The sequence below is a fragment of the Streptomyces graminofaciens genome (assembly GCF_030294945.1).
GTDB classification, from domain to species: Bacteria; Actinomycetota; Actinomycetes; order Streptomycetales; family Streptomycetaceae; genus Streptomyces; species Streptomyces graminofaciens.
Genome location: NZ_AP018448.1, coordinates 8436057 through 8458329, shown reverse-complemented (window position 1 = coordinate 8458329; position 22273 = coordinate 8436057). Strand labels below are relative to the sequence as shown.

Below are 22273 nucleotides of genomic sequence, written 5' to 3'. Positions count from 1 at the left end.
ATCGAGACAAGCCCTGTGCGGATGTCAGTCCCGACGGCGATACTTGCGGCCGTGCACCTCTGTCCGCACAGCGGGCGGAAGTGACGGACGGATGACCATGGGGGAGGTCAGGTGACATACACACCGAAGGGCAATCCGGCACCACCGACACCGGCCGCAGGCCAGGGTCCGGGACCAGGACCGGTGCCGGTACCGGGCGCGGCCGTACCGCCGCAGGCGACCCGCGCGACCGGCCGGCCCACCCCGAACGGCCCGGCCCCCGCCCCCCGCCGCACCGCCTTCGCCGAGGGCCTCGACCAACTGCGGGCCGCCGCGACGACGGAACCGGGCCGGCTGCGCATCATCGGCGCCGTCCTCGCCTTCCTCGTCGTCGCGTTCGGCTCGGTCACCGCCTGGCAGATGAACGACCGCTCGGCCGCCGCCGACGACGTGCTGAACAGCAGCCAGCCCCTCAGCTCGGCCGCCGCGGGCATCTACCGCTCCCTCGCCGACGCCAACACCGCGGCCTCCAGCGGCTTCCTCGCCGGCGGCCAGGAGACGAAGGAGTCGCGCGACAGATACGAGCGCGACATCAAGAAGGCCGCGGAGGGCCTGGCCGACGCCGCCACGGCCTCCGAGCCGGGCTCCGACTCCGCGGAGCTGGTCGCCCAGCTGAACGAACTGCTGCCGGAGTACAAGGGCCTCGTCGAGCGGGCCCGCGCCAACAACCGGCAGGGCTACCCCCTGGGCGGCGCCTACCTGCGGTACGCCAACCAGAAGATGCAGAAGCAGATGCTCCCCAAGGCGGAGCGCATCTACAACAACGAGAACAAGCACCTGCGCGACGACTACGCCGACGCGACCCCCTACCCCTGGGCCGCGATCGGCCTCGGCGTCCTGGCCCTCGCCGCCCTCGGCTGGGCCCAGCGCCGCAACTACCGGCGGACGAACCGGGTGTTGAACCACGGCCTGGTCGCGGCGACGGCCGCCTCCACGATCGTCCTGCTGTGGCTGGTCGTCGGCCACACCGTCGCCCGCTCGGGGCTCAACGACTCCTACGACCACGGCGTCCGCTCCCTGAACGTGCTGAACGACGCGCGTATCGCCTCCCTCAAGGCCCGCGGCAACGAGAACCTGACGCTGATCAGCCGGGGCGCGCAGACCATCGAGGTCGAGGTCGACGGCGTGAAGAAGGACGTCGACGAGTTCGACAACAGCTTCAGGGGCGACATGGGCACGCTCAAGAAGAAGCTGGCCGCCGCCGAGAAGATCTCCGACGACCAGGCCGGCGAGAAGCCCGTGAAGGCCGCCGCCGCCAACATGGAAGTGTGGCTGGAGCGGCACAAGAGCGCCCGCAAGGCCGACGACGAGGGCAACTACCAGTGCGCCCTCAACCAGGTGATCGGCGGCAAGGCCACGGCCGACTGCCCGCAGGGCGACAAGCCGACCGGCGAGTGTTTCGACGGCGTCGACACCAACCTGGACGACGCGCGCGAGCACGAGGAGGCCGAGTTCGAACTGGCGGCCAGGGACGGCCTGGACGCGATGGGCGGGCTCCCGGTGGGCACCGCCGTACTGGCCGTGCTGGGCGCGGCGGGCGCGCTGCTCGGCATCGGACGCAGGCTTTCGGAGTACCGGTGACAGCGGCGGGAAGGGACGCGGTGAGAGGGGGAGCGATGAATGCGGTACGACGCCTGAAGTCAGGCCTCAGGGGCTGGGGCGGCGTGGGTGCCATGGCGGTTCTCTGCGCCCTTGCCGCCGTCTTCGCCCTGGTGCTGCCGGTGAGCGGGACCCGTGACGACGGTGTGTCCACCGGCGGCCAGGGGGCCGGCCGCGGCGTCCAGGTGCGGGCCGAGGAGGACTGCGAGGATCCCCAGGACCAGAGCCTGCGGCCCTCCGGGTCCGAGTCCGGCGACACGATCACGAAGATCAAGGAGCGCGGCTACCTCCGGATCGGCGTCGACCAGAACAGCTACCGCTGGGGCTACCGCGACCCGAACAGCACGCAGGACGGCGCCGAGCTGGAAGGTTTCGACATCGACCTGGCGCACCGCATCGCCAAGGAGATACTGGGCGACCCGGCGAAGGTGCGGTTCCGGGCGATTCCCACGAACCAGCGCATCCCGGCGATCCAGTCGGGGCAGGTCGACATGGTGGTCCGCACGATGACGATCGGCTGCAAGCGCCTCGGCCAGGTCGCCTTCTCCCAGCCGTACTTCAAGACCGGCCAGCAGCTGCTCACCCCCAAGTCGTCGTCCATCAAGGGCTACGACAAGACGCTGGCCGACAAGAAGATCTGCTCGGCGACCGGCTCCACCGCCCTGGACACCCTGAAGGCCGACAAGACGGACGGCAAGCTCGTCGCGTCCGCCGACATCAAGTCCGTCAACGTCCCCAACCAACTCGACTGTCTGGTGCGGCTCCAGCTCGGTGAGGTCGACGCCGTGGTCACCGACGGCGCGCTCGCCGCGAGCCAGGCGGCGCAGGACCCCACGGTCAAGCTGACGGGCGAGCCGTTCACCACCGAGTACTACGGCGTGGCGATGAAGCTGAAGTCGGACGACCTGGTACGCCGGGTCAACCAGGTCCTGGAGGACTATCTCAAGGACGGCTGGCAGGCCTCGTACAACAAGTGGCTGTCCCCGACCCTCGGCGACGACTCGGGGCAATCCCGGCCGCCGACCCCGCGGTACAAGGACTGACAGGGACCGAAGGCAGGAAACCGAACTCCAATGACGGACACCGACAGCAGCGAGGGGTGATCGATGGGCGGCGTCGCGGGATCCACCGGGCCGGTGATGGACCGGGACGAGGTGGACCGTGCGCTGGCGCGGCTCGGCGCGGAGCACGAGGCCATCGAGACCTCGCTCCTCGCCCTGCAGGACCACGCGGGCCGCAGACTCCTCGAAGGCGCCGAGCTGACCGGCGTCACCAAGGAGCGCTGGACGTCCACCGATGCGTCGATCACGCTGCTGTGGGCGTACTTCGACGCGTACTCGGACGCGCTGCGCTCCGCCCGCGAGGTCCGTTCGCGGCGCCGCTGGTCCAGCCGTGAGGACCTGGTGGAGCTGACCGAGCTGCTGCGCGGCGAGGCGGTCACCGTCGCGGGCTCCGCCACGGCCATGGCGAACGCGCCGTCGCTGCAGGGCGCGAGCCGGCTCAGCGAACAGTTCTCGCTGATCACGCTGGTGGACCGGATGAACGACCTGTACGCGTCCTCGCTGGACATGGTCGTGGCCGCCGACGCGGTGTGGTCCGCGCTGCCCGCCCGCATCGATCTACTGGCCGCCGAGCTCCAGCGCACCCGCCAGCTGGCGCACTCCGTGGGCGTACGCCCCGGGGAGCACCCGGCGGGCGACGACCTGGAGCGGATCACGCGCACCCTGACCAGGCTGCGCGAGCAGGTGGTCTCCGACCCGCTGGCCTTCTGGGCGCCCGCGCCGGGCAGTTCGGCCCCGGGCGGCGGCCGTCCCGACACCTCGTCGTACGACCGTGAGGCACGCGCGCTGGACGACGTACGGCGGGAGATCGAGGCCGTGCTGACGGTCCGGCAGGACGCCGAGGCGCGGCTGGTCAGGCTGCGGGACGTGCTCAGCCGCGCGGACCGTACGCTCGCCGAGGCGCGCAGTGCCCGCGGTGAGGTCCTCGCGAAGATCGCGGCGACCGAGGTGCCGGTGGTGAGCGGTCCGCCGACGGTGTTGCAGGAGCAGTTGTCGATGGCTGCCGAGTACAGAAGACACGCGCAGTGGCACCGGCTGTCGCCGCTCCTGGAGTCCCTGGAGCAGAAGGCGGACGACGAACTGCTGCGGGCGCGTGAGTCGTTGACGGCGGTCACCGCGCCGCTGGCGGTCCGCGCCGAGCTGCGCGGCCGGCTCGACGCGTACAAGGCGAAGGTCGCCCGGCACGGCCTCGCGGAGGACTCGCTGCTGGTCGAGCGGTACGAGAGGGCGCGCCGCATGCTGTGGAGCGCGCCGTGCGATCTACGCGTCGCCGAACAGGCGGTGCTGCGCTATCAGCAGGCCGCGGCCGAGTTGATGGGCCAGTCGGTGCCCGGCCAGGGCGGGCCCCAGGACCGGCGGGAGGGGGAATCATGAGTCCAGAGGAAGAGGGGCAGGGCCCGCAGGGGTCGTGCCAGCGGCCCGGTTGTGAGGGCTCGTACGAGGACATGGGCGGCGGCGAGCTGTACTGCGACACCTGCGGTCTGGCGCCGGTCGTCTCGCCGGACGGCATGGTCACCTCCCCGCCCACCGGTATCACCGGCAACAGAGGCTCACGCGGCTCCGGCTCGAGCAGCAGCTCGCGCTCCGCGCGGTCGTCCGGGCGCTCCTCGCAGTCCCGGCGCTCGGTCTCGGGGCGGCTCTCGCGCGCCCTGTCGGGCACGACGACGGGCCGTTCGGTGTCGGTGCGCAGCTCCGGCAAGACTGCCGGCACGTCCGGGCGCGCCCGGCTCGGTGTCGGGCTCGTCCAGGTCCCGGACGTACCGCGCCCGGACCCGCGTTCGATGGTCCTGGAGACCGCCGAGGTGCCCGAGCGGAAGCGGTTCTGCTCGCGCTCCGACTGCGGGGCCCCGGTGGGCCGGGCGCGCGGCGAGCGGCCGGGGCGCACGGAGGGCTTCTGCACCAAGTGCGGCCACCCGTACTCGTTCGTGCCGAAGCTGCACGCGGGCGACATCGTGCGCGGCCAGTACGAGGTCGTGGGCTGTCTCGCGCACGGCGGTCTGGGCTGGATCTATCTGGCCATCGACCGGGCGGTGTCGGACCGCTGGGTCGTGCTGAAGGGCCTCCTCGACACCGGCGACCAGGACGCGATGGCCGCCGCGATCTCCGAGCGCCGCTTCCTCGCCGAGATCGAGCACTCCAACATCGTCCGCATCTACAACTTCGTCGAGCACCTCGACCAGCGCACCGGCTCGCTGGACGGGTACATCGTCATGGAGTACGTCGGCGGCAAGTCCCTGAAGGAGATCGCCAACGGCCGTCGTACGGCGGACGGGCGGCGCGATCCGCTGCCGGTCGAGCAGGCGTGCGCGTACGGCATCGAGGCACTCGAGGCGCTCGGGCATCTGCACAGCCGCAATCTGCTGTACTGCGACTTCAAGGTCGACAACGCGATACAGACCGAGGACCAGCTCAAGCTGATCGACATGGGCGCGGTGCGCAGGATGGACGACGAGGAGTCGGCCATCTACGGCACGGTCGGGTACCAGGCGCCGGAGGTCGCCGACGTCGGCCCGTCGGTGGCGTCCGACCTGTACACGGTCGCGCGTACGCTCGCGGTGCTGACCTTCGACTTCCAGGGCTACACGAACGTCTTCGTGGACTCCCTGCCCGACCCCGACAACATCGAGGTCTTCCGGCAGTACGAGTCGTTCTACCGGCTGCTGGTGCGGGCGACCGACCCCGATCCGGCGCGTCGGTTCGCGTCCGCGCAGGAGATGGCGGAGCAGCTGACGGGTGTGCTGCGGGAGGTCGTGTCGCTCCAGACGGGGCGGGCGCGGCCCGCGCTGTCCACGCTGTTCGGGCCCGAGGTGAAGGTCACGGACACGGAGTTGTTCGCGGAGCTCGACGGGGAGGTGTCCCGGCTGGGGGCGCGCCGCGACAAGCCGGCCGCGAAGGGTGGTGGCAGGAACGGTGGCAAGAACGGTGGTTCGCCTTCCGGTTCGGCCTCCGCGCCGGCTGCCGGGAACGGAGCTTCACCTTCCGGGAACGCGTCTTCGCCGGCCGGGAACGGATTTTCACCTTCCGGTACGCCCGCCCTGCTGACCGGCGGGGCGGCCGCCGCCTCCCCGGCCCGGCTCACCAAGTCCCTGGACACCGCCGCCGCGGCCCTCGCGCTGCCCGTCCCCCGCGTGGAGCCGGGTGACCCGAACGCCGGGTTCCTGGCGGGGCTCATCGCCTCCGCGCCCGGCGAGCTGATCACCGCGCTGCACGCGGCCCCCTCCGGCTCGCTGGAGCTGCGGCTGCGGGAGCTGCGGGCCCGGCTGGAGATGGCCGAGTTCCCGATCGCGCTCGGCACGCTGGACGCCCTGGAGCGGGACCACCCCGACGACTGGCGGGTCGTCTGGTACCGCGGCGTGGCCGCGCTCGCCACCGGCGACCACGAGAACGCCGCCCTGTCCTTCGACGCGATCTACGACGCCTTCCCGGGCGAGCCGGCCCCCAAGCTGGCGCTCGGCCTGTGCGCCGAGGTGCTCGGTCAGCTGGACAACGCCGCCGAGTACTACCGCCTGGTGTGGACGACCGACCCCAGCTTCGTCAGCGCCGCGTTCGGCCTCGCCCGGGTGCGGCTGACCGCCGAGGACCGGCGCAGCGCCGTGGAGACCCTGGAGTCCGTGCCGGAGGCGTCCATCCACTACACCGCGGCCCGCGTCGCCGCCGTACGGGCGCGGCTCAGACACCGTACGGCCGTACCACCAGCGGCCGCCGCCGCGCCCGACACACCGTTCCTGGACGACCTGACCGCCGCCGCGGGCCAGGTCGAGGCGCTCGACGGGTACGGTCTGGACGCCGTGCGCCGCGAGCAGTTGTCCACAGAGGTCCTCGGCTCCGCCCTGGACTGGGTAATCTCCGGTAGCCAGGGCGCCGCGCCCCCGGCGGGCGGCGGACCCTTGCTGCTCGGCAGCGCCCTGGACGAGCGCGGCCTGCGCTTCGGACTGGAGCGCTCGTACCGCACGCTGGCCCGGCTGGCGCAGGGCGGCGAGGAGAGGATCGACCTGGTGGAACGTGCCAACCGTTACCGCCCCCGGACGTGGGTGTAGTTCATGTCGCAGATGCCCCAGCCGACCGCGCTGACGAAGTGCCCGATCTGCGAGTGGCCCCTCGCCTCGGACGACCGCTTCTGCGGTGCGTGCGGCCATGACCTGTCGCTCGCGCCCGCGCCGCGGCCCGACCACCCGACCCTCACCATGAACGGCGCGGCGGGTGACACCCCGCCGGAGGCCGCCGCCGTGGACTGGCCCGGCGCCAGAGAGTCGGGCAGCGCCCAGCCGCACGCGCCGGCGCATGTGCCCACCGACATCCAGGGCACCGACTCCGGTGGCGGCGAACTGCCCGGCCCCGGCCGGGGCGTACGGTTCGACCGGCCCAGTGAGCCCGACGAGTACCCGCTGGCCGCGCCCCTGCCGCCGGACCCGCGCACCACCGACCTGGCCACGCCCCCCGCGGGCACGAAGCTGTGCGTGGCGTGCCGCGCGGGGCATGTGGACCACGACGGCTACTGCGAGAACTGCGGGCACGCCCAGCCACGGGAACGCGACCACATGGAGCAGGAGTTGGGCGCGGTCGCGGCCGTCAGCGACCGCGGGCTGCGCCACCACCGCAACGAGGACGCGTTCGCCGTGTCCTCGACCGCGCTGCCGGACGGCCAGCCCGCGGTCGTCGCGATCGTCTGCGACGGCGTGTCGTCCGCGACCCGCCCCGACGACGCCTCGCTCGCCGCGGCCCGCGCCGCCAACGAGACGCTCCTTGAGTCACTGCCGCGCGGCACCCACCCGCAGCAGGCCATGCACGACGCGATCATCGCCGCCTCGAACGCCGTCAACGCCCTGGCGGACGAACCGGAGACGGCCGCGCAGCACGCCCCGCACCAGAACGCGCCGGCGTGCACCATCGTCGGCTCCGTCGTCACCCCGGCCCTGCTGATCGTCGGGTGGGTCGGCGACAGCCGCGCCTACTGGGTGCCGCTCGACCGCAGCGCGCCCCCGGCCCGGCTGACGGAGGACGACTCGTGGGCCGCGCAGATGGTGGCCGCGGGACTGATGAACGAGGCCGAGGCGTACGCCGACGAGCGCGCCCACGCGATCACCGGCTGGCTCGGCGCGGACGCGTACGAACTGGAGCCGCACACCGCTTCCTTCAAACCGGACCGGCCGGGTGTAGTGGTGGTATGCACCGACGGACTGTGGAACTACGCGGAGGCGGCTCAGGAGATGGCCGAGGTCGTGCCGCTCGACGCGGCCGAGCGTCCGTTGCACTGCGCCCAGGTTCTGGTGGGCCGCGCCCTCGACGGTGGTGGCCACGACAACGTAACAGTGGCCGTCCTGCCGTTCCCGGCCCCGCCCCAGGGGGCAGGATCGGCCTGAGGGTGCTCGCGGGCACCCCCGTGGCCGGACGGGAACGGCCGACGGACCGGAGGGGAACGGTCCGGGTACGGGCACGCACAGTCGTCACCCCACGGGTTGTGGGGCCGCTAGGGGGATCAGAGTAGGCATGGCCAATTTCTCGAAGTCGAACGTGCCGCAGTTCTCGGTGGACGTGTACCAGAACGAGTACCTGCCGGAGGGCGGCCGCGAGGTCAACGCCATCGTGACGGTCACGGCGACCGGCGGTGGCACCATCGGCAGCGCGCTCGCCGCGCCGCACCTCTACTCGCCCGGCCAGGGGCCGTCCGCCGCCGTCGCGATCATGGTCGACTGCTCGGGCTCGATGGACTACCCGCCGACCAAGATGCGCGGCGCGCGGGACGCCACGGCCGCCGCGATCGACTCACTGCGCGACGGCGTGCACTTCGCGGTGATCGGCGGCACGCATGTGGCCAAGGAGGTCTATCCGGGCAACGGGCGGCTGGCGGTGGCCGACGCCACGACCCGTGACCAGGCCAAGCAGGCGCTGCGCAAGCTGAGCGCCGGCGGCGGCACGGCCATCGGCACCTGGCTGCGGCTCGCCGACCGGCTGCTGTCCTCGGACGACGTCGCCATCCGGCACGGCATCCTGCTCACCGACGGCCGCAACGAACACGAGGCGCCGGAGGACCTGCGGGCCGCGCTGGACGCGTGTGCCGGACGGTTCACCTGTGACGCGCGTGGAGTGGGCACGGACTGGGAGGTCAAGGAGGTCACCGGCATCGCCTCCGCGCTGCTCGGCACCGCCGACATCGTCGCCGACCCGGCGGCCCTGTCCGCCGACTTCACGCAGATGATGGAGACCGCCATGGGCAAGGAGGTCGCGGACGTCGCGCTGCGGCTGTGGACCCCGGTCGGCACCGAGATCAAGTTCGTGAAGCAAGTCGCGCCCACGGTCGCGGAGTTGACCGGCCGCCGCACCGAGGCCGGACCGCGTGCCGGGGACTATCCGACCGGTTCGTGGGGAGACGAGTCTCGTGACTACCACGTGTGCGTCGAGGTCCCGGCCGCGAACCTCGGCCAGGAGATGCTGGCCGCCCGGGTCTCGCTCGTCATACCCCAGCCCGACGGCACCACGCAGAACCTCGGCGCGCAGGGCCTCGTGAAGGCCGTGTGGACCGATGACATGGCCGCGTCCACATCGATCAACCCCCAGGTCGCGCACTACACAGGTCAGGCGGAACTGGCACAAGCCATCCAACAAGGTCTCGACGCTCGCAAAGTGGGCGATATCGACGGCGCAACGGCCAAGCTGGGGCGGGCCGTTCAGCTCGCCAGCGCCTCGGGGAACGCGGATACTGCGAAACTGCTTGCGAAGGTGGTGGACGTGGTCGACGCGGCGGCAGGTACTGTGCGACTGAAAGCGAAGGTCACGGAGGCGGACGAGATGACTCTCGAGACGCGGTCCACAAAGACTGTTCGTGTAAAGAAGTAACGGCTCCCCCAGCTGGGGATCCTGACAGAAACGGCCACACCGGCCCGAAAACGGCTACACCGGCCCGAAGTGGCCGCCACGGCCCGACGGTGGGCCACAGGACCCGGCCGAGAGGCCGGAAAGGAGAGGGGGAAGCGCCGACATGCCGACCTGCCCGAACGGACACCAGTCGGGTTCCGACGACTGGTGCGAGGTCTGCGGTCACCGTATGGCCGGTGCCGTACCCCCGCCGCCTCCACCGCCGCCGCCTCCGGGTGCCGGTTACGGCTATCCGCCGCCCGGCTCGCCTCCCCCGCCTCCGGGCGCGGGCGGACCCGGTGGGCCCGGTGGCCCTGGCTTCGGTGGCCCCGGTGGGCGACCTCATTTCGCAGCCGAGCCCGAGCTGTGCCCGCAGTGCCGTACGCCCCGCGAGGGCAGTACGCCGTTCTGCGAGGAGTGCCGGTGGAACTTCCTGACGAACACGGCGACGACGTACACACCGGCCGCGCCCCGGCCTTCGGCGCCCTCGGGTGGTCCCGGCGGCGCGCCCGGGCCGGGGCCCGGCCCCGGCCCGGGTGTCGGTCCTGGTCCCGGCGCGGGTCCGGGCGGGAACCCGGCGCCCCGGTACCAGCAGCCGCCTCCGCCGTCCTTCGGGGGCGGTGACGGGTACGACTACCAGAGCTCGCGTCCGTCGCAGATGAACCGGCCCGCGGAACCGATTCCGTCGGGCCCGGGAGCCGGACAGGGTCCTGGCCCCGGTGGTCCTTCGCTGTTCGGCGAGCCGCCGCGGCCCGGGGCCGGGGGTCCGCCTCCGTCGGGGCCGGGGCCCTCGGGCTTCGGCGCCGATCCGTCCCGACCGGTTCCGCCTCCGCCCGGGCCCACGCCCGGGATGCCGGGTGGGCCTGGTGGTCCGGGTCTCAGCGCTCCCGGTGGACCTGGTGGCCCCGGCGCTCAGGGGCCCGGTGGTGGCGCTCCGCAGGCGTTCCAGCAGGCGGGGGCGGCGGCTCCGCCCGCGTTCCCGCAGGCTCCGGGGCGGCCTCAGCCGCAGCCGACGTCGCCTGGGCCGGGTGGCCCGGGTGGGCGCGGCGGCCCTGGTGGTCCCGGCGCGGGCCCGCAGTCGGGTGGTCCGTCCTTCGGGGGCGGGGACGACGACTGGGTGATCTCTCCGCCGTCGAACGGTCCCGGTGGACCCGGTGGGCATGGTGGACCCGGCGGGCATGGCGGACCCGGTGGTCCGGGACCGCGCTCCGGTGGTTACGGCTACCCGCAGCCCGGTGTCACCCAGGCCCCGCCCAACCAGGCGTATCCGCAGGCGCCGACGACATGGACCATGACGATCGGCCCGGACCGCGACTACTTCATGGCGATGATGCAGCGCTCGGGTCCCGAGGCCGCGGGGCTGAACCTGCCCGCGTACTCCCCCGAGCAGCAGCGCCCCCTCACCGGCAACCAGATCACCATCGGCCGCCGCCGGCACTCCACCGGCGACACCCCCGACATCGATCTGTCGGTGCCGCCGGAGGACCCGGGTGTCTCGCACCAGCACGCGGTGCTGGTGCAGCAGCCGGACGGCAGCTGGGCGGTCGTCGACCAGAACTCCACCAACGGGACCACGGTCAACGGCGCCGAGGAACCGATCCAGCCCTTCGTGCCGGTCCCGCTCCGCGATGGGGACCGGGTGCACGTGGGGGCGTGGACGACGATCACGATCCGGCGGGGCTGAGCGAGCAGCCCCACACGGCCGGGGTCACGGGAGGGGCCAGGAATACGGCCCCTCCGGGTCGTCCAGCCATGCCCAGGCAGTTTCGCCGCTGACCGTGATCCCGTACCGCTCGCGCGACGGCATGCGCTCGCGCTCCCAGAGCGCGAGCGCCTCGCGGGGGTCGAGGCTGCCCGCGGTCAGGGAGATCAGGAACCGGAAGAGTTCATGGTCCCTGGCCCGGCGCGGCAGCCCGCCCAGGTGCGGATGGGCCGCTTCGGGCTCGCTGCCGCCGCGCAGCGGTACGAAGTACGCCGGTGTGTGCAGGAACCGCCCCTCGGCGTGCCCGCCGTCCCGCACCCGCAGCCGGATCAGCCCCGTGGCCATCGGCGCCAGGATGCGCGCGCCGGGGGTGCACTGGGCGAGCCAGGGGCGCGGGATCGAGTGCAGCGTGCAGGTCGCGATGATCCGGTCGTACGGGGCGCGCTCGGGCACCCCGCGCGCCCCGTCCCCGGTGACGACGCTCGGGTGGTACCCGGCGGCGGCCAGATGCTGCCGCGCCGACTCCGTGATGTCGATGTCCAGGTCGACGGTGGTGACGAGTTCGTCGCCCAGGCGGTGCGCGAGCAGAGCCGCGTTGTACCCCGTCCCCGCGCCGATCTCCAGCACCCGGTCGCCGTCCGTCACCTCCAGCTCGACCAGCATCTTCGCCATCAGCGAGGGCTGGCTGCTGGAGGAGATCAGCTCCCCGTCGCGTACGCGGGTGGCCAGCGGGGTATCGGCGTAAGCGCCCCGCAGCCAGCGCTCGCGCCGCCGGGGGTCGCGCTCCTCGCCCCAGAGCCGCTCGAAGCCGCCCAGGGCGCCGACGTAGTAGTACGGCACGAAGAGGTGACGCGGCACCGCCTCGAACGCCTCCCGCCACACCGGGTCGGCCTCCCAGGCCCCGCTCGCCTCGATCTCGCGCACCAGCGCCGCCCGGGCCTCGGCGGCGACGCGCTCCAAGCCGTGGTCCACAGCGTGCGTGCCCATACCTCCACTGTGCTGCGAGTCGCCCGCCGAGGCGAGTGCCGGAGCGCATCGGTGTTCCGGGAGAGCTCTGGTCCTAGGCCTTGAGTCCTCGGTCACCGCGTCTGAGACCATGGGGTACGTGAATGAGATTCGGCGGGGCACGCTTCAGGAGCAGACCTTCTACGAGCAGGTCGGTGGCGAGGAGACCTTCCGGCGTCTCGTGCGCCGCTTCTACGAGGGTGTCGCCGAGGACCCGATCCTGCGGCCCATGTACCCCGAGGAGGACCTGGGCCCCGCCGAGGACCGTCTGACGCTCTTCCTCATCCAGTACTGGGGCGGCCCCACCACGTACAGCGAGAACCGCGGCCACCCCCGCCTCCGGATGCGGCACGCCCCGTTCGTCGTCGACCGCGCGGCGCACGACGCCTGGCTGAAGCACATGCGGGACGCCGTGGACGAGCTCGCCCTCTCCGAGGAGCACGAGCGCACGCTGTGGAACTACATGACCTACGCCGCGGCGTCGATGGTGAACGCCCCGGGCTGACCGGGCCCGGCGGACCTCAGCGGACGCTGACGTCCAACGCCCCGAGTCCCGCCCTGCGCACGGCGATCGACCCGTACGGCGTGCGCAGTCTGAGCCATGCTCCCGACGCGACCAGTGCGAGCGGCGTCTCGTCGGGCGCGCCGACCGTCCGCGTCGCGGGGCGGAGGAAGCCGAGCGACTGGGCCGCGTGCACGGCCCGTACCGGCAGATGCGTGTCCCCGACCGTCCGGGACCAGATCTCCCGTCCGATCCGGTCGAGTTCGGCCCGCGTACGCCGCTCGGGCGCCAGCTCCTCCGTACGGGACCGGAATTCGGTCACCGCCGCCGCGACCATCGCCCGCAGCCCGTCGGGCGCGGGCAGCCCGGCCTGGGGCCGCCAGCCGCCACGCGGGGGCAGTACCCCGGCCCACGGCGGCCCGGTGACGGCGGAAGGCACGACGACCGTGGCCGCCGACTCGTCGATGGACTCCAGGATCTCACCGGCCGACACGGTCACGTCGAGCGTGACGTCGAGCCCGTGTTCGTACGGCTTGGCGAGCCGGACCGCGCGGATCGCCAGGACCTCGAAGGACGGTGGTCGGCCGAAGACGGCGAGTGCGGTGCCGGCCGCCTGGAGGCGGACCGCTGCTCCACGGTCGTAGTGGAGCAGCCGGGAGAGGAAGGCCGCGAAGTCCGCCGCCTCCCCCTCGTCGGCGAGGTGGAGCACCGTCATGCGGCGACGGCCTCCGCCTCGTCATCCCTGTACTCCTCCAGGAACTGGCGTTCCTCGGAGGTGATCCGGCGGGGCCGCTGGGTCGCGAAGTCGAACGGCACTATCACCGTCGAGGCCCGGACGTAGACCTGGTCCGGGTCCTTGACCTCGTAGGCGATCGTGAACGACGCCGCCCTTATCTGGGTGACCCACAGCTCGATGTCCACCGGCTGGTGGCGGTGGACCAGCTGCCGCTTGTAGTCGATCTCATGGCGTGCCACCACGGACCCCTGCTTGAAGTCCTTCTCCGGGCGGAACAGGAAGTCGATACGGGCTTCCTCCAGGTACCGGAGGAAGACCACGTTGTTGACGTGGCCGTACGCGTCCATGTCCGCCCAGCGCAGCGGGCAGCGGTAGATGTGCCGCAAGATCGATCAGCCCCGGGTCAGCTTCTTGTAGGTGGCGCGGTGCGGACGGGTCGCGTCCGCACCGAGCCGCTCGATCTTGTTCTTCTCGTACGACTCGAAGTTGCCCTCGAACCAGAACCACTTGGAGTCACCCTCGTAGGCGAGGATGTGCGTCGCCACCCGGTCGAGGAACCAGCGGTCGTGGGAGACGACCACGGCCGCGCCCGGGAACTCGAGCAGCGCGTTCTCCAACGAGGACAGGGTCTCGACGTCGAGGTCGTTCGTCGGCTCGTCGAGGAGCAGCAGGTTGCCGCCCTGCTTGAGGGTCAGCGCCAGGTTGAGGCGGTTGCGCTCACCACCGGAGAGGACGCCGGCCGGCTTCTGCTGGTCCGGGCCCTTGAACCCGAAGGCGGAGACGTACGCCCGCGAGGGCATCTCCACCTGTCCCACATTGATGTAGTCCAGCTCGTCGCTGACGACGGCCCACAGCGACTTCTTCGGGTCGATGTTCTCGCGGCTCTGGTCGACGTACGAGATCTTGACGGTCTCGCCGACCTTGATGGTGCCGGAGTCGGGCGTCTCCAGACCCTGGATCATCTTGAAGAGCGTGGTCTTGCCGGCGCCGTTCGGGCCGATGACACCGACGATGCCGTTACGCGGCAGCGTGAAGCTGAGGTCGTCGATGAGGACCTTGTCGCCGAAGGCCTTGGAGAGGTTGTTGACCTCGACCACGATGGAGCCCAGGCGCGGGCCCGGCGGGATCTGGATCTCCTCGAAGTCCAGCTTCCGCATCTTGTCGGCCTCGGCGGCCATCTCCTCGTAGCGGGCCAGACGTGCCTTGGACTTGGCCTGCCGTCCCTTGGCGTTGGACCGGACCCAGTCCAGCTCCTCCTTGAGCCGCTTGGCGCGCTTGGCGTCCTTCTGGCCCTCGACCTTGAGACGGGTCTGCTTGGTCTCCAGGTACGTGGAGTAGTTGCCCTCGTAGCCGATGGCACGGCCGCGGTCGAGCTCCAGGATCCAGCCCGCGACGTTGTCGAGGAAGTACCGGTCGTGGGTGACGGCGACGACGGTGCCGGGGTACTTCGCGAGGTGCTGCTCCAGCCACTGCACGGACTCGGCGTCCAGGTGGTTGGTGGGCTCGTCGAGCAGCAGCAGGTCGGGAGCTTCGAGGAGCAGCTTGCAGAGCGCGACGCGACGGCGCTCACCACCGGAGAGGTTGGTGACCGGCCAGTCGCCGGGCGGGCAGCCCAGGGCGTCCATGGCCTGCTCCAGCTGGGTGTCCAGGTCCCACGCGTTGGCGTGGTCCAGGTCCTCCTGGAGCTTGCCCATCTCGTCCATGAGCGCGTCCGAGTAGTCGGTCGCCATGAGCTCCGCGACCTCGTTGAAGCGGTGGAGCTTGCCCATGATCTCGGCGGCGCCGTCCTGAACGTTCTGCAGGACCGTCTTGGACTCGTCCAGCGGCGGCTCCTGCAACAGCATGCCGACGGAGTAGCCGGGAGACAGGAACGCGTCACCGTTGGAAGGCTGCTCAAGGCCCGCCATGATCTTGAGAACGGTGGACTTACCGGCACCGTTAGGGCCGACCACACCGATCTTCGCGCCGGGCAGGAAGCTCAGCGTGACGTCGTCAAGGATCACCTTGTCGCCGTGCGCCTTGCGCGTCTTGCGCATGGTGTAGATGTACTCAGCCAAGAGAAACCGTCCGGCAGCTTGAGATCTGGCAGTGGGCAGTACCACCCATCTTGCCGCACGGCCAGCCCTCGACGGAAACCGGAAGGTGAGGCCCCGTTCAGGCCGGGACGAACGTGGCCCCGGCGCCTGGGGAGGCGTACCGGGGCCACGTCACGCGAGGGTCACTACGCGGTCACTCGCTGTTGAATTACCAAGGTTCGGTCATCACTGGTTCCGCTTGCGCAGGAGGACCATCACCGCGCCGCCGACCACGACCAGGGCGATGGCGATGCCCCCGATCACCGGGGTCGCGCCGGAGCTGCCGGTCTCGGCGAGATCGGTGGACACGGAGGTGGCGTTGCCGCCCACGGTCGCCGGGCTCGGCTCGCTGAGCGTCTGCACGGACTCGCCGCCCGCACTCGCCTCGGTCTCCGTCCGGCAGTCCAGGACGCCCTTGAACTGCCGCGCGAAGCCGCTCGACCCCTTGATCGTGAAGTCGTACGCCTGATCCTCCTGGAGCGGGATCGTCACCGTGTGGGTCTCGCCCGCGTCGATGGCGTACTCGATCCCCATCAACGCGAAGGTGAAGGTCTCGTCCCCCTTGTTGGCGGCCGTGATGTCCAGGCCCCCATCGGCGCAGTTCTTCTCGGCGGACAGTGCCGGTATCGCACCCTCCTCCGCCCAGCTCGCGGTCGCCGTCGCCGAGACCGTGGACTCGCTGGACCCCGCGAGGATCTGGGTCTGGCTGTGGGTCTCGGAGGTGAAGGCACGGCCGACCGGCACGGTGGTGGAGGCCTGCACGGTCAGCTCGGCCGAGCCGTCCGCCATGTCCTCGGGCACCTGGAAGTACAGCTCGCCGCCATCAGTGGCCGAGGTCACGGGCTTGCCGTCCGCGTCGACGACCTTCACACCGGCCTCCGTCGCCTCCGAGGGCGGAGTCAGGGTCACCCCGTCCGCGTCGGTGTGCACCGTGACCGGGCCGAGCCGCTCCCCGGGCCGGCCGGAGACCGCCGACGGGGCGAGGGTCAGCGAGGCCGCCGGCTCCGCCACATTCCGCGCGCTCTTCTGCAGATAGTCGGCGAGCTTCTCCGCCTCCGGGTCCACCGCCGTCACATCGACGCCGTCCGAGTAGCGCCAGATCGCCACCTGCGTGCCCGCCGCCGCGTCCTGCTCGGTGAGGCTCTTCGCCCCAGCCTTCGCGGCGAGCGCGGCGAGGTCGTTCACCTGCGGGTAGGAGTTCTGCAGGATCCAGCGAATCCTGCCCGCGTCCTTGTTGCCGTCCAGCGAGGTGCCGCTCCAGGGGGTCTCCTGGTACTTGGCTTCCTTCTGCGTGGGGTTCAGGACGTCGACGCAGTAGGTCTGGAGGGTGCCACCGCCGTCGACGAACATCTCGAACAGGCCTGCGGGGAGCTGCTGTTCCCCGTCCCCGTCGTGGATCACGGCCCCGCCGTACGTCGTCAGGCCGCCTATCGTGGCCGTCGCCCCGCCCGGTCTCTGCGCCGTGTCATCGGCGGCGGCCGTCGTCGCGGTGGCGATCGAGCCCGCGACGACGAGCCCGGAGGCAACCGTCACAGCAGCAACGCGGACCGCCCCTCGCCTGCACGAAGACCACCTGAAGAACGACGCCGAGAACGAAGAAACCACAGAAATTCCCTTCGAGCAGGACCCGTTGACGTGGGGGGTTGTGGTCCCACCAGCAGAATCAGAAGCCCCGTGAGCTATGCCCGGCATCCTAGGGAAGCGGCGCACCCCTCTTCCCAGTCGTATGGTCGGACAACCGATCCGACTCGGAATCGTTATCGCGCGCACAGCCGGCGGACAACACTTATCGACAAATCGATGGGGCCGACATGGGTCCGTACCGGAACTCTCGCAACGCATGTGTCGATAAACCGTAGTTCAGTCGCTGATGGCGGTCATCAGAGCTGATGTCACGTCACTCCGGCTGTCTGTCGCCGCAGTTGAGCCGCCTCCTCGCGCTCCGGTGACGTCGGGGACGTCGGGGACGTCTCCCAGTTCGGCTCGGACTGGGACTGCGTCTGAGATGCCGTCAGCGTGCCCTCACCCCTGGGCGTCCGCCGGAACGCCGACGTACCTCGCGACAGATCGTGGCCGATCGCCACCGCGTCGACGTCCGCCGAGGCCCAGCTCTGTCCGTCCCGCTGCTCGGTGCGCACCTTCAACCGGCCGTGCACCACCACCGGATCGCCCAGTGACACGGACGAGCCGACGTTGGCGGCGAGCGTGCGCCTCGCCCACACCGTGAAGAAGTTGGTGTGGCCGTCCGCCCACTCGTTCTTCTCCCGGTCCCAGTACCGCGAGGTCACCGCCAGCCGGAACCGGGCCGACGAGCCCGTCGACGACTCCCGGCAGACCGGCTGCGTCGCCACGTTCCCCACCACGCACACCATCGTCTCGTTCATGCGCGAACCCCTCCTTCGGGCCGGCGCCGCAGTCGGCACCGGCCGGATACGCGTACGGGCCCGTCCCGTACGGCTGCGTCTGCTCGCGGTGATCGCGTCGGCCACGCCATGTGGTGTGTTCCGTTGCGGTGCGATCGCCGCGGGTTCAGACTGCCGCCGTCGGGCCGAGCCCGCTGAGCGCTGTGTGCTACTCGCCAGTTGTGGACAACTCCGTCACCCGACCGGGTGAACTCCTCATCCGGCGAGGGCCTCTCATCCCACCGGCGCCGCCCCCAGCACCCGCCCGTACTGCTCCCGGACCTCCCGGTAGCGCAGCAGCTCCGCCGCCACCGGGTCCAGCACGCGGGCCCGGCCGCACGAGGCCGCCGCTCCCCGCAGCCGCCGTTCCGCTTCGAGGCCGTAGCGCCGCGCCGGCCCCCGTGCCGCCATTCTGCAGCTCCACTCGACGGTCGGGCCGCCGACGATGCCGATCGCCATCAGCAGCACCGGCACCCCGAGGTTCGGTGCCATGACACCGATGATCTGCCCCAACAGCCACAGTCCGCCGACGACTTGGAGGATCGTCATGGACGCCTGCGCGAGCACCGCGACCGGCCACCAGCCGGGCCGCGGCGGCCGTCCGGCCGGCGTACCGGCCCGCACCGCCAGCTCGTCCAGCGCCTCCGGCAGCCCCTGGGCCCCGCGCACGGCGGCCTCGCGCACCGCCAGGGCCCAGGGCGCGGGCAGCCCCGCCACGGCCCGCTCCGACAGCGTGCGTACGGCGTGTTCGACGCGCTGACGCGCGGTGGCCTCCTCGTCCACGGGCGCCGGCACCGCGAGCCGCCCGGTCGGGGGTTCGGTCCGGTCCTGGTACCACCGCCACAGCCGTAGCCAGGGCGTGCCGCACGCGCGGTTGGCATTGCGCAGCCACGCGCGTTCGGCGGCCTCGCCGGCCGCGGTGGCGCCGACGGCGTCCGCGAGCCGGGCGGCGAACTCGTCGCGGGCCCGCTCGCTGAGCCCGGTCCGTCGCCGGGTCGCGTACACGGGCCACAGCCGCGCCGCGGCCGCGTCCAGGTCGGCCGAGACGCGGCGGGCCGGGGCGCCTCGTTCGGCCACGAACTGCCCGAGCATCTCGCGCAGTTCGCCCACCCCGTCCCCCGTGAGCGCGGACAGCGCGAGCACGGTGGCGCCCGGTTCGCCGTACTCCCGGAGCGGGATGCCGTCCTCGTCGAGCAGTCGCCGCAGGTCGTCGAGGACCTGGTGGGCGGCCTCCCCGGGCAGCCGGTCCACCTGGTTGAGGACGACGAACATGACCTCCGCGTGGCCCGCCATGGGCCGCAGATAGCGCTCGTGGAGGACGGCGTCGGCGTACTTCTCCGGGTCGACGACCCAGACGACCGCGTCCACGAGCGCGAGGACCCGGTCCACCTGCTCCCGGTGCTGCACCGCCGCCGAGTCGTGGTCGGGCAGGTCCACCAGGACGAGCCCGCGCATCCGCGACTCCGCCTCCGGGCTCTGCAACGGCCGCCGTCGCAGCCGCCCGGGAACGCCGAGCCGGTCGATGAGGCTCGACGCGCCGTCGCTCCAACTGCACACGATGGGCGCCGCGGTGGTGGGCCTGCGCATCCCGGTCTCCGAGATCGCGACCCCGGCGAGGGCGTTGAAGAGCGTGGACTTGCCGCTGCCGGTGGCACCCGCGATGGCGACGACGGTGTGCTGCCCCGACAGCTTGCGCCGGGCCGCCGCCTCGTCCAGCACTCGCCCCGCCTCGGCGAGCGTCCCGCTGTCGAGCCGGGTACGGGAAAGCCCCACGAGCTCCCGCAACGCTTCGAGCCGCGACCGCAGGGCCATGTCGTACGCGAGGGGAACGGCGGGCTGCGTTTGGGAAGCCCGGCTCTCCACGACCACGGCCTGCCCGGCGGCGGCATCGTCCACCTCGGACACACGCCGGGCGATCAGCCCGTCGTGCCAGGCGTCGCCGCCGGATTCCTCGCCCGCGGAGACGCCGTCGTCGGCCACGCGCGCGTGGGCGCCGTTCTCGGACTCGTCGGCAGCCTCGGCATCGTCGCTGTCGCCGCTTCCGGAGTCGTCCCCGTCCGCTCGTACGCCGTCGAATGTGCCCTCTCCGGGGAGGCCGTTCTCAGAAGGGCCGTCTTCAGGGGAGCCGTTCTCGCAATCGTCCCCCTGGGTGTCGCCCCCTCCCCCGTGACCAGCGTGACTGGCGTGACTGGCGTGATCGGTGTGCTCGGTGTCGTCGGCGTGCTCGGTGTGATCGGTGTCGTCGGCGTGATCCGCGTGGTTGGTGAGGGCAGTCACCGCGGTCACCTCTCCTTCTGCAGTACGGACAGCGCGGCGATGAGCTCGGCCTGCGGCTCCGGGCGTACGTCCAGTGCGTCGAGGGGGGCGAGACGGCGCTCGCGTTCGGTGCTGAGGGCCTTGTCGAGGTACTCGGTGAGCAGCCGTCCGCCCCGGTCGCGCAGCCGCAGCGCGCCATGGGCACCGATACGCTCGGCGAGCCTCTCACCGGCGGAGCGGGCCCGTCGCCCGCCGAGCAGGGCGGTGGCGACCAGCGCGGCCACCACCTCGGCGTCCGGTGCGGCGCCCTTCTCGAGGTCTCGCACCTCCTCCTCGGCGTACTCCTCCAGGACCCGCCGCCAGCGCCGTACGGCCATGCCGATCCGGTGCTCGGCGCTGTTCGCGGTCGGGTCACGGCCCGTCAGCCCGAGTCCGGCGGCGGCCGGTTCGCGCCGCCAGGCCTCGTCGATCCGCTCGTCGGCGGCGGTGACGGCGCACAACAGCAGCGTGCCGAGGCTCTCCACGAGGGCGTCGAGGAGCTCACGGGCGGTGCAGTCGAGGGGGTAGCTGCGCCACCGTTTGAGGGCGTCCCCGGCGAGTACGGCCCCGGCCTGCAGACGCCCCTTCACGCGCGCGTGCTCGCTGTCATACGCCGTGTCGACGGCGGCGGTGAGCCGCAGGGCGGCGGAGTGCTGCTGGGCCACCGCGCCGGCCAGCTCGGGCATCCGGGCCTTGAGCGAGTCGAGCACCCCTTGGGCGGTACGGGCCACGGCCTGGTACCGGGCCCCCGGATCGGTCACCTGGTGGACGAGCCAGGTCCGCAGCGGCGCGACCGCGGAGGCCGGCAGCAGCCCGCCGCCCCAGGCCGACTCGGGCAGCTCGGGCACGGTGAACCGGGGCACGTCCCCGAGTCCGGCCTTGGCGAGCAGCGCCCCGTACTGCCGTGACACCTCGGACACCATCTGGTGGGGCACCCGGTCGAGCACGGTGATCAGGGTCACCCGTTGCTCCTTGGCGGTACGCAGCAGATGCCAGGGCACGGCGTCCGCGTAGCGGGCGGCCGTGGTGACCATCACCCAGATGTCGGCCGCGCAGATGAGCTCGGCGGCGACCACGCGGTTCTCGGCGACCAGGGAGTCGATGTCCGGGGCGTCGAGGAGAGCGAGCCCGCGCGGCAGCGACTCGGCGATCTCGATGCGCAGTACGCGCTCGCCACCCACCCCGCCCGACGGGAACGACTCTTTCCCCGGCTCCCGCTGAGGCATCCACACGCGCGTGAGGTTGGGTAGCACACGCATCCCGCTGAACCAGTGATGGTCCTCGGGATGGCACACCAGCACCGGCGTACGAGTGGTCGGCCGCAGCACGCCGGCCTCGCTCACCCTCGTGCCCACCAGAGAGTTGACGAGGGTCGACTTGCCGGCGCCGGTGGAACCGCCGACGACGGCGAGCAACGGCGCTTCGGGTTCCCGCAACCGGGGCACCAAGTAGTCGTCGAGCTGTGCGAGCAGTTCGTCGCGGTTGGCACGCGCGCGTGGAGCCCCTGCCAGGGGCAGTGGGAAGCGCGCGGCGGCGACACGGTCGCGCAGGGCGGAGAGTGCGTCGAGCAGCTGAGGCCGTACGTCCAAGGTCACCACATGCGAAGAATGCCCAATTTTGTGGACTTTCTGAAGCATATAAGTACGCCTGCGCGCCGAGAGGACACACGGGACGGAGGGGACGACTGGGGCGCAGGCATAACGAGTGCACAACACCCGGGGCGCGAGACGGCAAAAGAGGTGCACGATTCGTACCTGCCTGCGATTATCAGGACCGCTTCACCGAACCTCCACATTGAGCCACGGAGGCGAAGCAACAGGGACATGGACTCGGGAGCCCTATCCTTGTCCCCGGCAACGTCACGGATCAGCCCACACCCGGGCACCACGACACAGGCCACCACACCCGGCCCCCGTAGCTCAGTGGATAGAGCAGGCGCCTTCTAAGCGCTTGGCCGCAGGTTCGAGTCCTGCCGGGGGCGCTCTGCACACACATCGCTTCCACC

16 protein-coding genes and 1 tRNA gene are annotated in these 22273 nt (G+C 71.7%); 9 read left to right on the top strand and 8 right to left on the bottom strand.

Features of this window, described 5'->3' with window-relative positions; all coding sequences use genetic code 11:
* Positions 1-111 precede the first annotated feature (111 nt).
* The 7 genes from SGFS_RS37195 (at position 112) to SGFS_RS37165 (ending at position 11235) form a co-directional block, all read left to right on the top strand.
* Positions 112-1620: a hypothetical protein gene (locus tag SGFS_RS37195; RefSeq protein ID WP_286256564.1), complete on the top strand. Its 1509-nt coding sequence runs from the start codon at positions 112-114 to the stop codon at positions 1618-1620.
* Positions 1621-1640: 20 nt separating this feature from the next.
* Positions 1641-2681 carry a glutamate ABC transporter substrate-binding protein gene (locus tag SGFS_RS37190; protein WP_350284045.1) on the top strand — a complete coding sequence of 347 codons (1041 nt, stop codon included), beginning with the start codon at positions 1641-1643 and terminating at the stop codon, positions 2679-2681.
* Between the two features lie 63 nt (positions 2682-2744).
* On the top strand, positions 2745-4073 hold the full coding sequence (locus SGFS_RS37185; RefSeq protein ID WP_286256562.1) for a hypothetical protein: 1329 nt from the start codon (positions 2745-2747) through the stop codon (positions 4071-4073).
* Positions 4070-6736, top strand: a complete 2667-nt coding sequence (locus SGFS_RS37180; protein ID WP_286256561.1) for a serine/threonine-protein kinase — start codon at positions 4070-4072, stop codon at positions 6734-6736. Before SGFS_RS37185 ends, SGFS_RS37180 begins: the two co-directional genes overlap by 4 nt.
* A 3-nt stretch (positions 6737-6739) precedes the next feature.
* Complete coding sequence (locus tag SGFS_RS37175) at positions 6740-8059, top strand: PP2C family serine/threonine-protein phosphatase (protein WP_286256560.1); 1320 nt, start codon at positions 6740-6742, stop codon at positions 8057-8059.
* Between the two features lie 127 nt (positions 8060-8186).
* Positions 8187-9533, top strand: a complete 1347-nt coding sequence (locus SGFS_RS37170; protein ID WP_286256559.1) for a vWA domain-containing protein — start codon at positions 8187-8189, stop codon at positions 9531-9533.
* Positions 9534-9675: 142 nt separating this feature from the next.
* Positions 9676-11235: an FHA domain-containing protein gene (locus tag SGFS_RS37165; protein WP_286256558.1), complete on the top strand. Its 1560-nt coding sequence runs from the start codon at positions 9676-9678 to the stop codon at positions 11233-11235.
* Between the two features lie 24 nt (positions 11236-11259).
* On the opposite strand, the gene SGFS_RS37160 is transcribed toward SGFS_RS37165, so the two are convergent.
* Positions 11260-12240 (bottom strand): methyltransferase domain-containing protein, encoded by a 981-nt coding sequence (locus SGFS_RS37160; protein WP_286256557.1) that lies wholly within the window; start codon positions 12238-12240, stop codon positions 11260-11262.
* A gap of 109 nt (positions 12241-12349) precedes the next feature.
* Here SGFS_RS37160 and SGFS_RS37155 point away from each other — a divergent pair, with 109 nt between their 5' ends.
* Entirely contained in the window at positions 12350-12763 is a 414-nt protein-coding gene (locus SGFS_RS37155) for a globin (protein ID WP_286256556.1), read from the top strand.
* A 16-nt stretch (positions 12764-12779) separates the two neighbouring features.
* Here the strand turns inward: SGFS_RS37155 and SGFS_RS37150 are convergent, their stop codons facing one another.
* The 7 genes from SGFS_RS37150 to SGFS_RS37120 all read right to left on the bottom strand — a co-directional run bounded on the left by SGFS_RS37150 (position 12780) and on the right by SGFS_RS37120 (position 21866).
* Complete coding sequence (locus SGFS_RS37150) at positions 12780-13475, bottom strand: hypothetical protein (RefSeq protein WP_286256554.1); 696 nt, start codon at positions 13473-13475, stop codon at positions 12780-12782.
* Positions 13472-13882, bottom strand: coding sequence for an acyl-CoA thioesterase (locus SGFS_RS37145; RefSeq protein ID WP_286256553.1), 411 nt, complete (start codon positions 13880-13882; stop codon positions 13472-13474). Before SGFS_RS37145 ends, SGFS_RS37150 begins: the two co-directional genes overlap by 4 nt.
* Positions 13883-13888: 6 nt before the next feature.
* A complete protein-coding gene (ettA, locus tag SGFS_RS37140; protein WP_286256552.1) occupies positions 13889-15553 on the bottom strand; it encodes an energy-dependent translational throttle protein EttA in 1665 nt (554 codons plus the stop codon).
* 204 nt (positions 15554-15757) lie between these two features.
* On the bottom strand, positions 15758-17176 hold the full coding sequence (locus SGFS_RS37135) for a TQXA domain-containing protein (RefSeq protein ID WP_286256551.1): 1419 nt from the start codon (positions 17174-17176) through the stop codon (positions 15758-15760).
* A gap of 287 nt (positions 17177-17463) precedes the next feature.
* Entirely contained in the window at positions 17464-17955 is a 492-nt protein-coding gene (locus SGFS_RS37130) for a single-stranded DNA-binding protein (RefSeq protein ID WP_286256549.1), read from the bottom strand.
* A 252-nt stretch (positions 17956-18207) separates the two neighbouring features.
* Positions 18208-20259 (bottom strand): GTP-binding protein, encoded by a 2052-nt coding sequence (locus tag SGFS_RS37125; protein ID WP_434028116.1) that lies wholly within the window; start codon positions 20257-20259, stop codon positions 18208-18210.
* Positions 20256-21866 carry a dynamin family protein gene (locus SGFS_RS37120; protein WP_286256547.1) on the bottom strand — a complete coding sequence of 537 codons (1611 nt, stop codon included), beginning with the start codon at positions 21864-21866 and terminating at the stop codon, positions 20256-20258. The genes SGFS_RS37125 and SGFS_RS37120 overlap by 4 nt, the downstream gene beginning before the upstream one ends.
* Before the next feature lie 310 nt (positions 21867-22176).
* On the opposite strand from SGFS_RS37120, the gene SGFS_RS37115 reads away from it, so the two are divergent.
* A tRNA-Arg gene (locus SGFS_RS37115) sits at positions 22177-22249 on the top strand.
* The last annotated feature ends 24 nt before the right edge of the window (positions 22250-22273 follow it).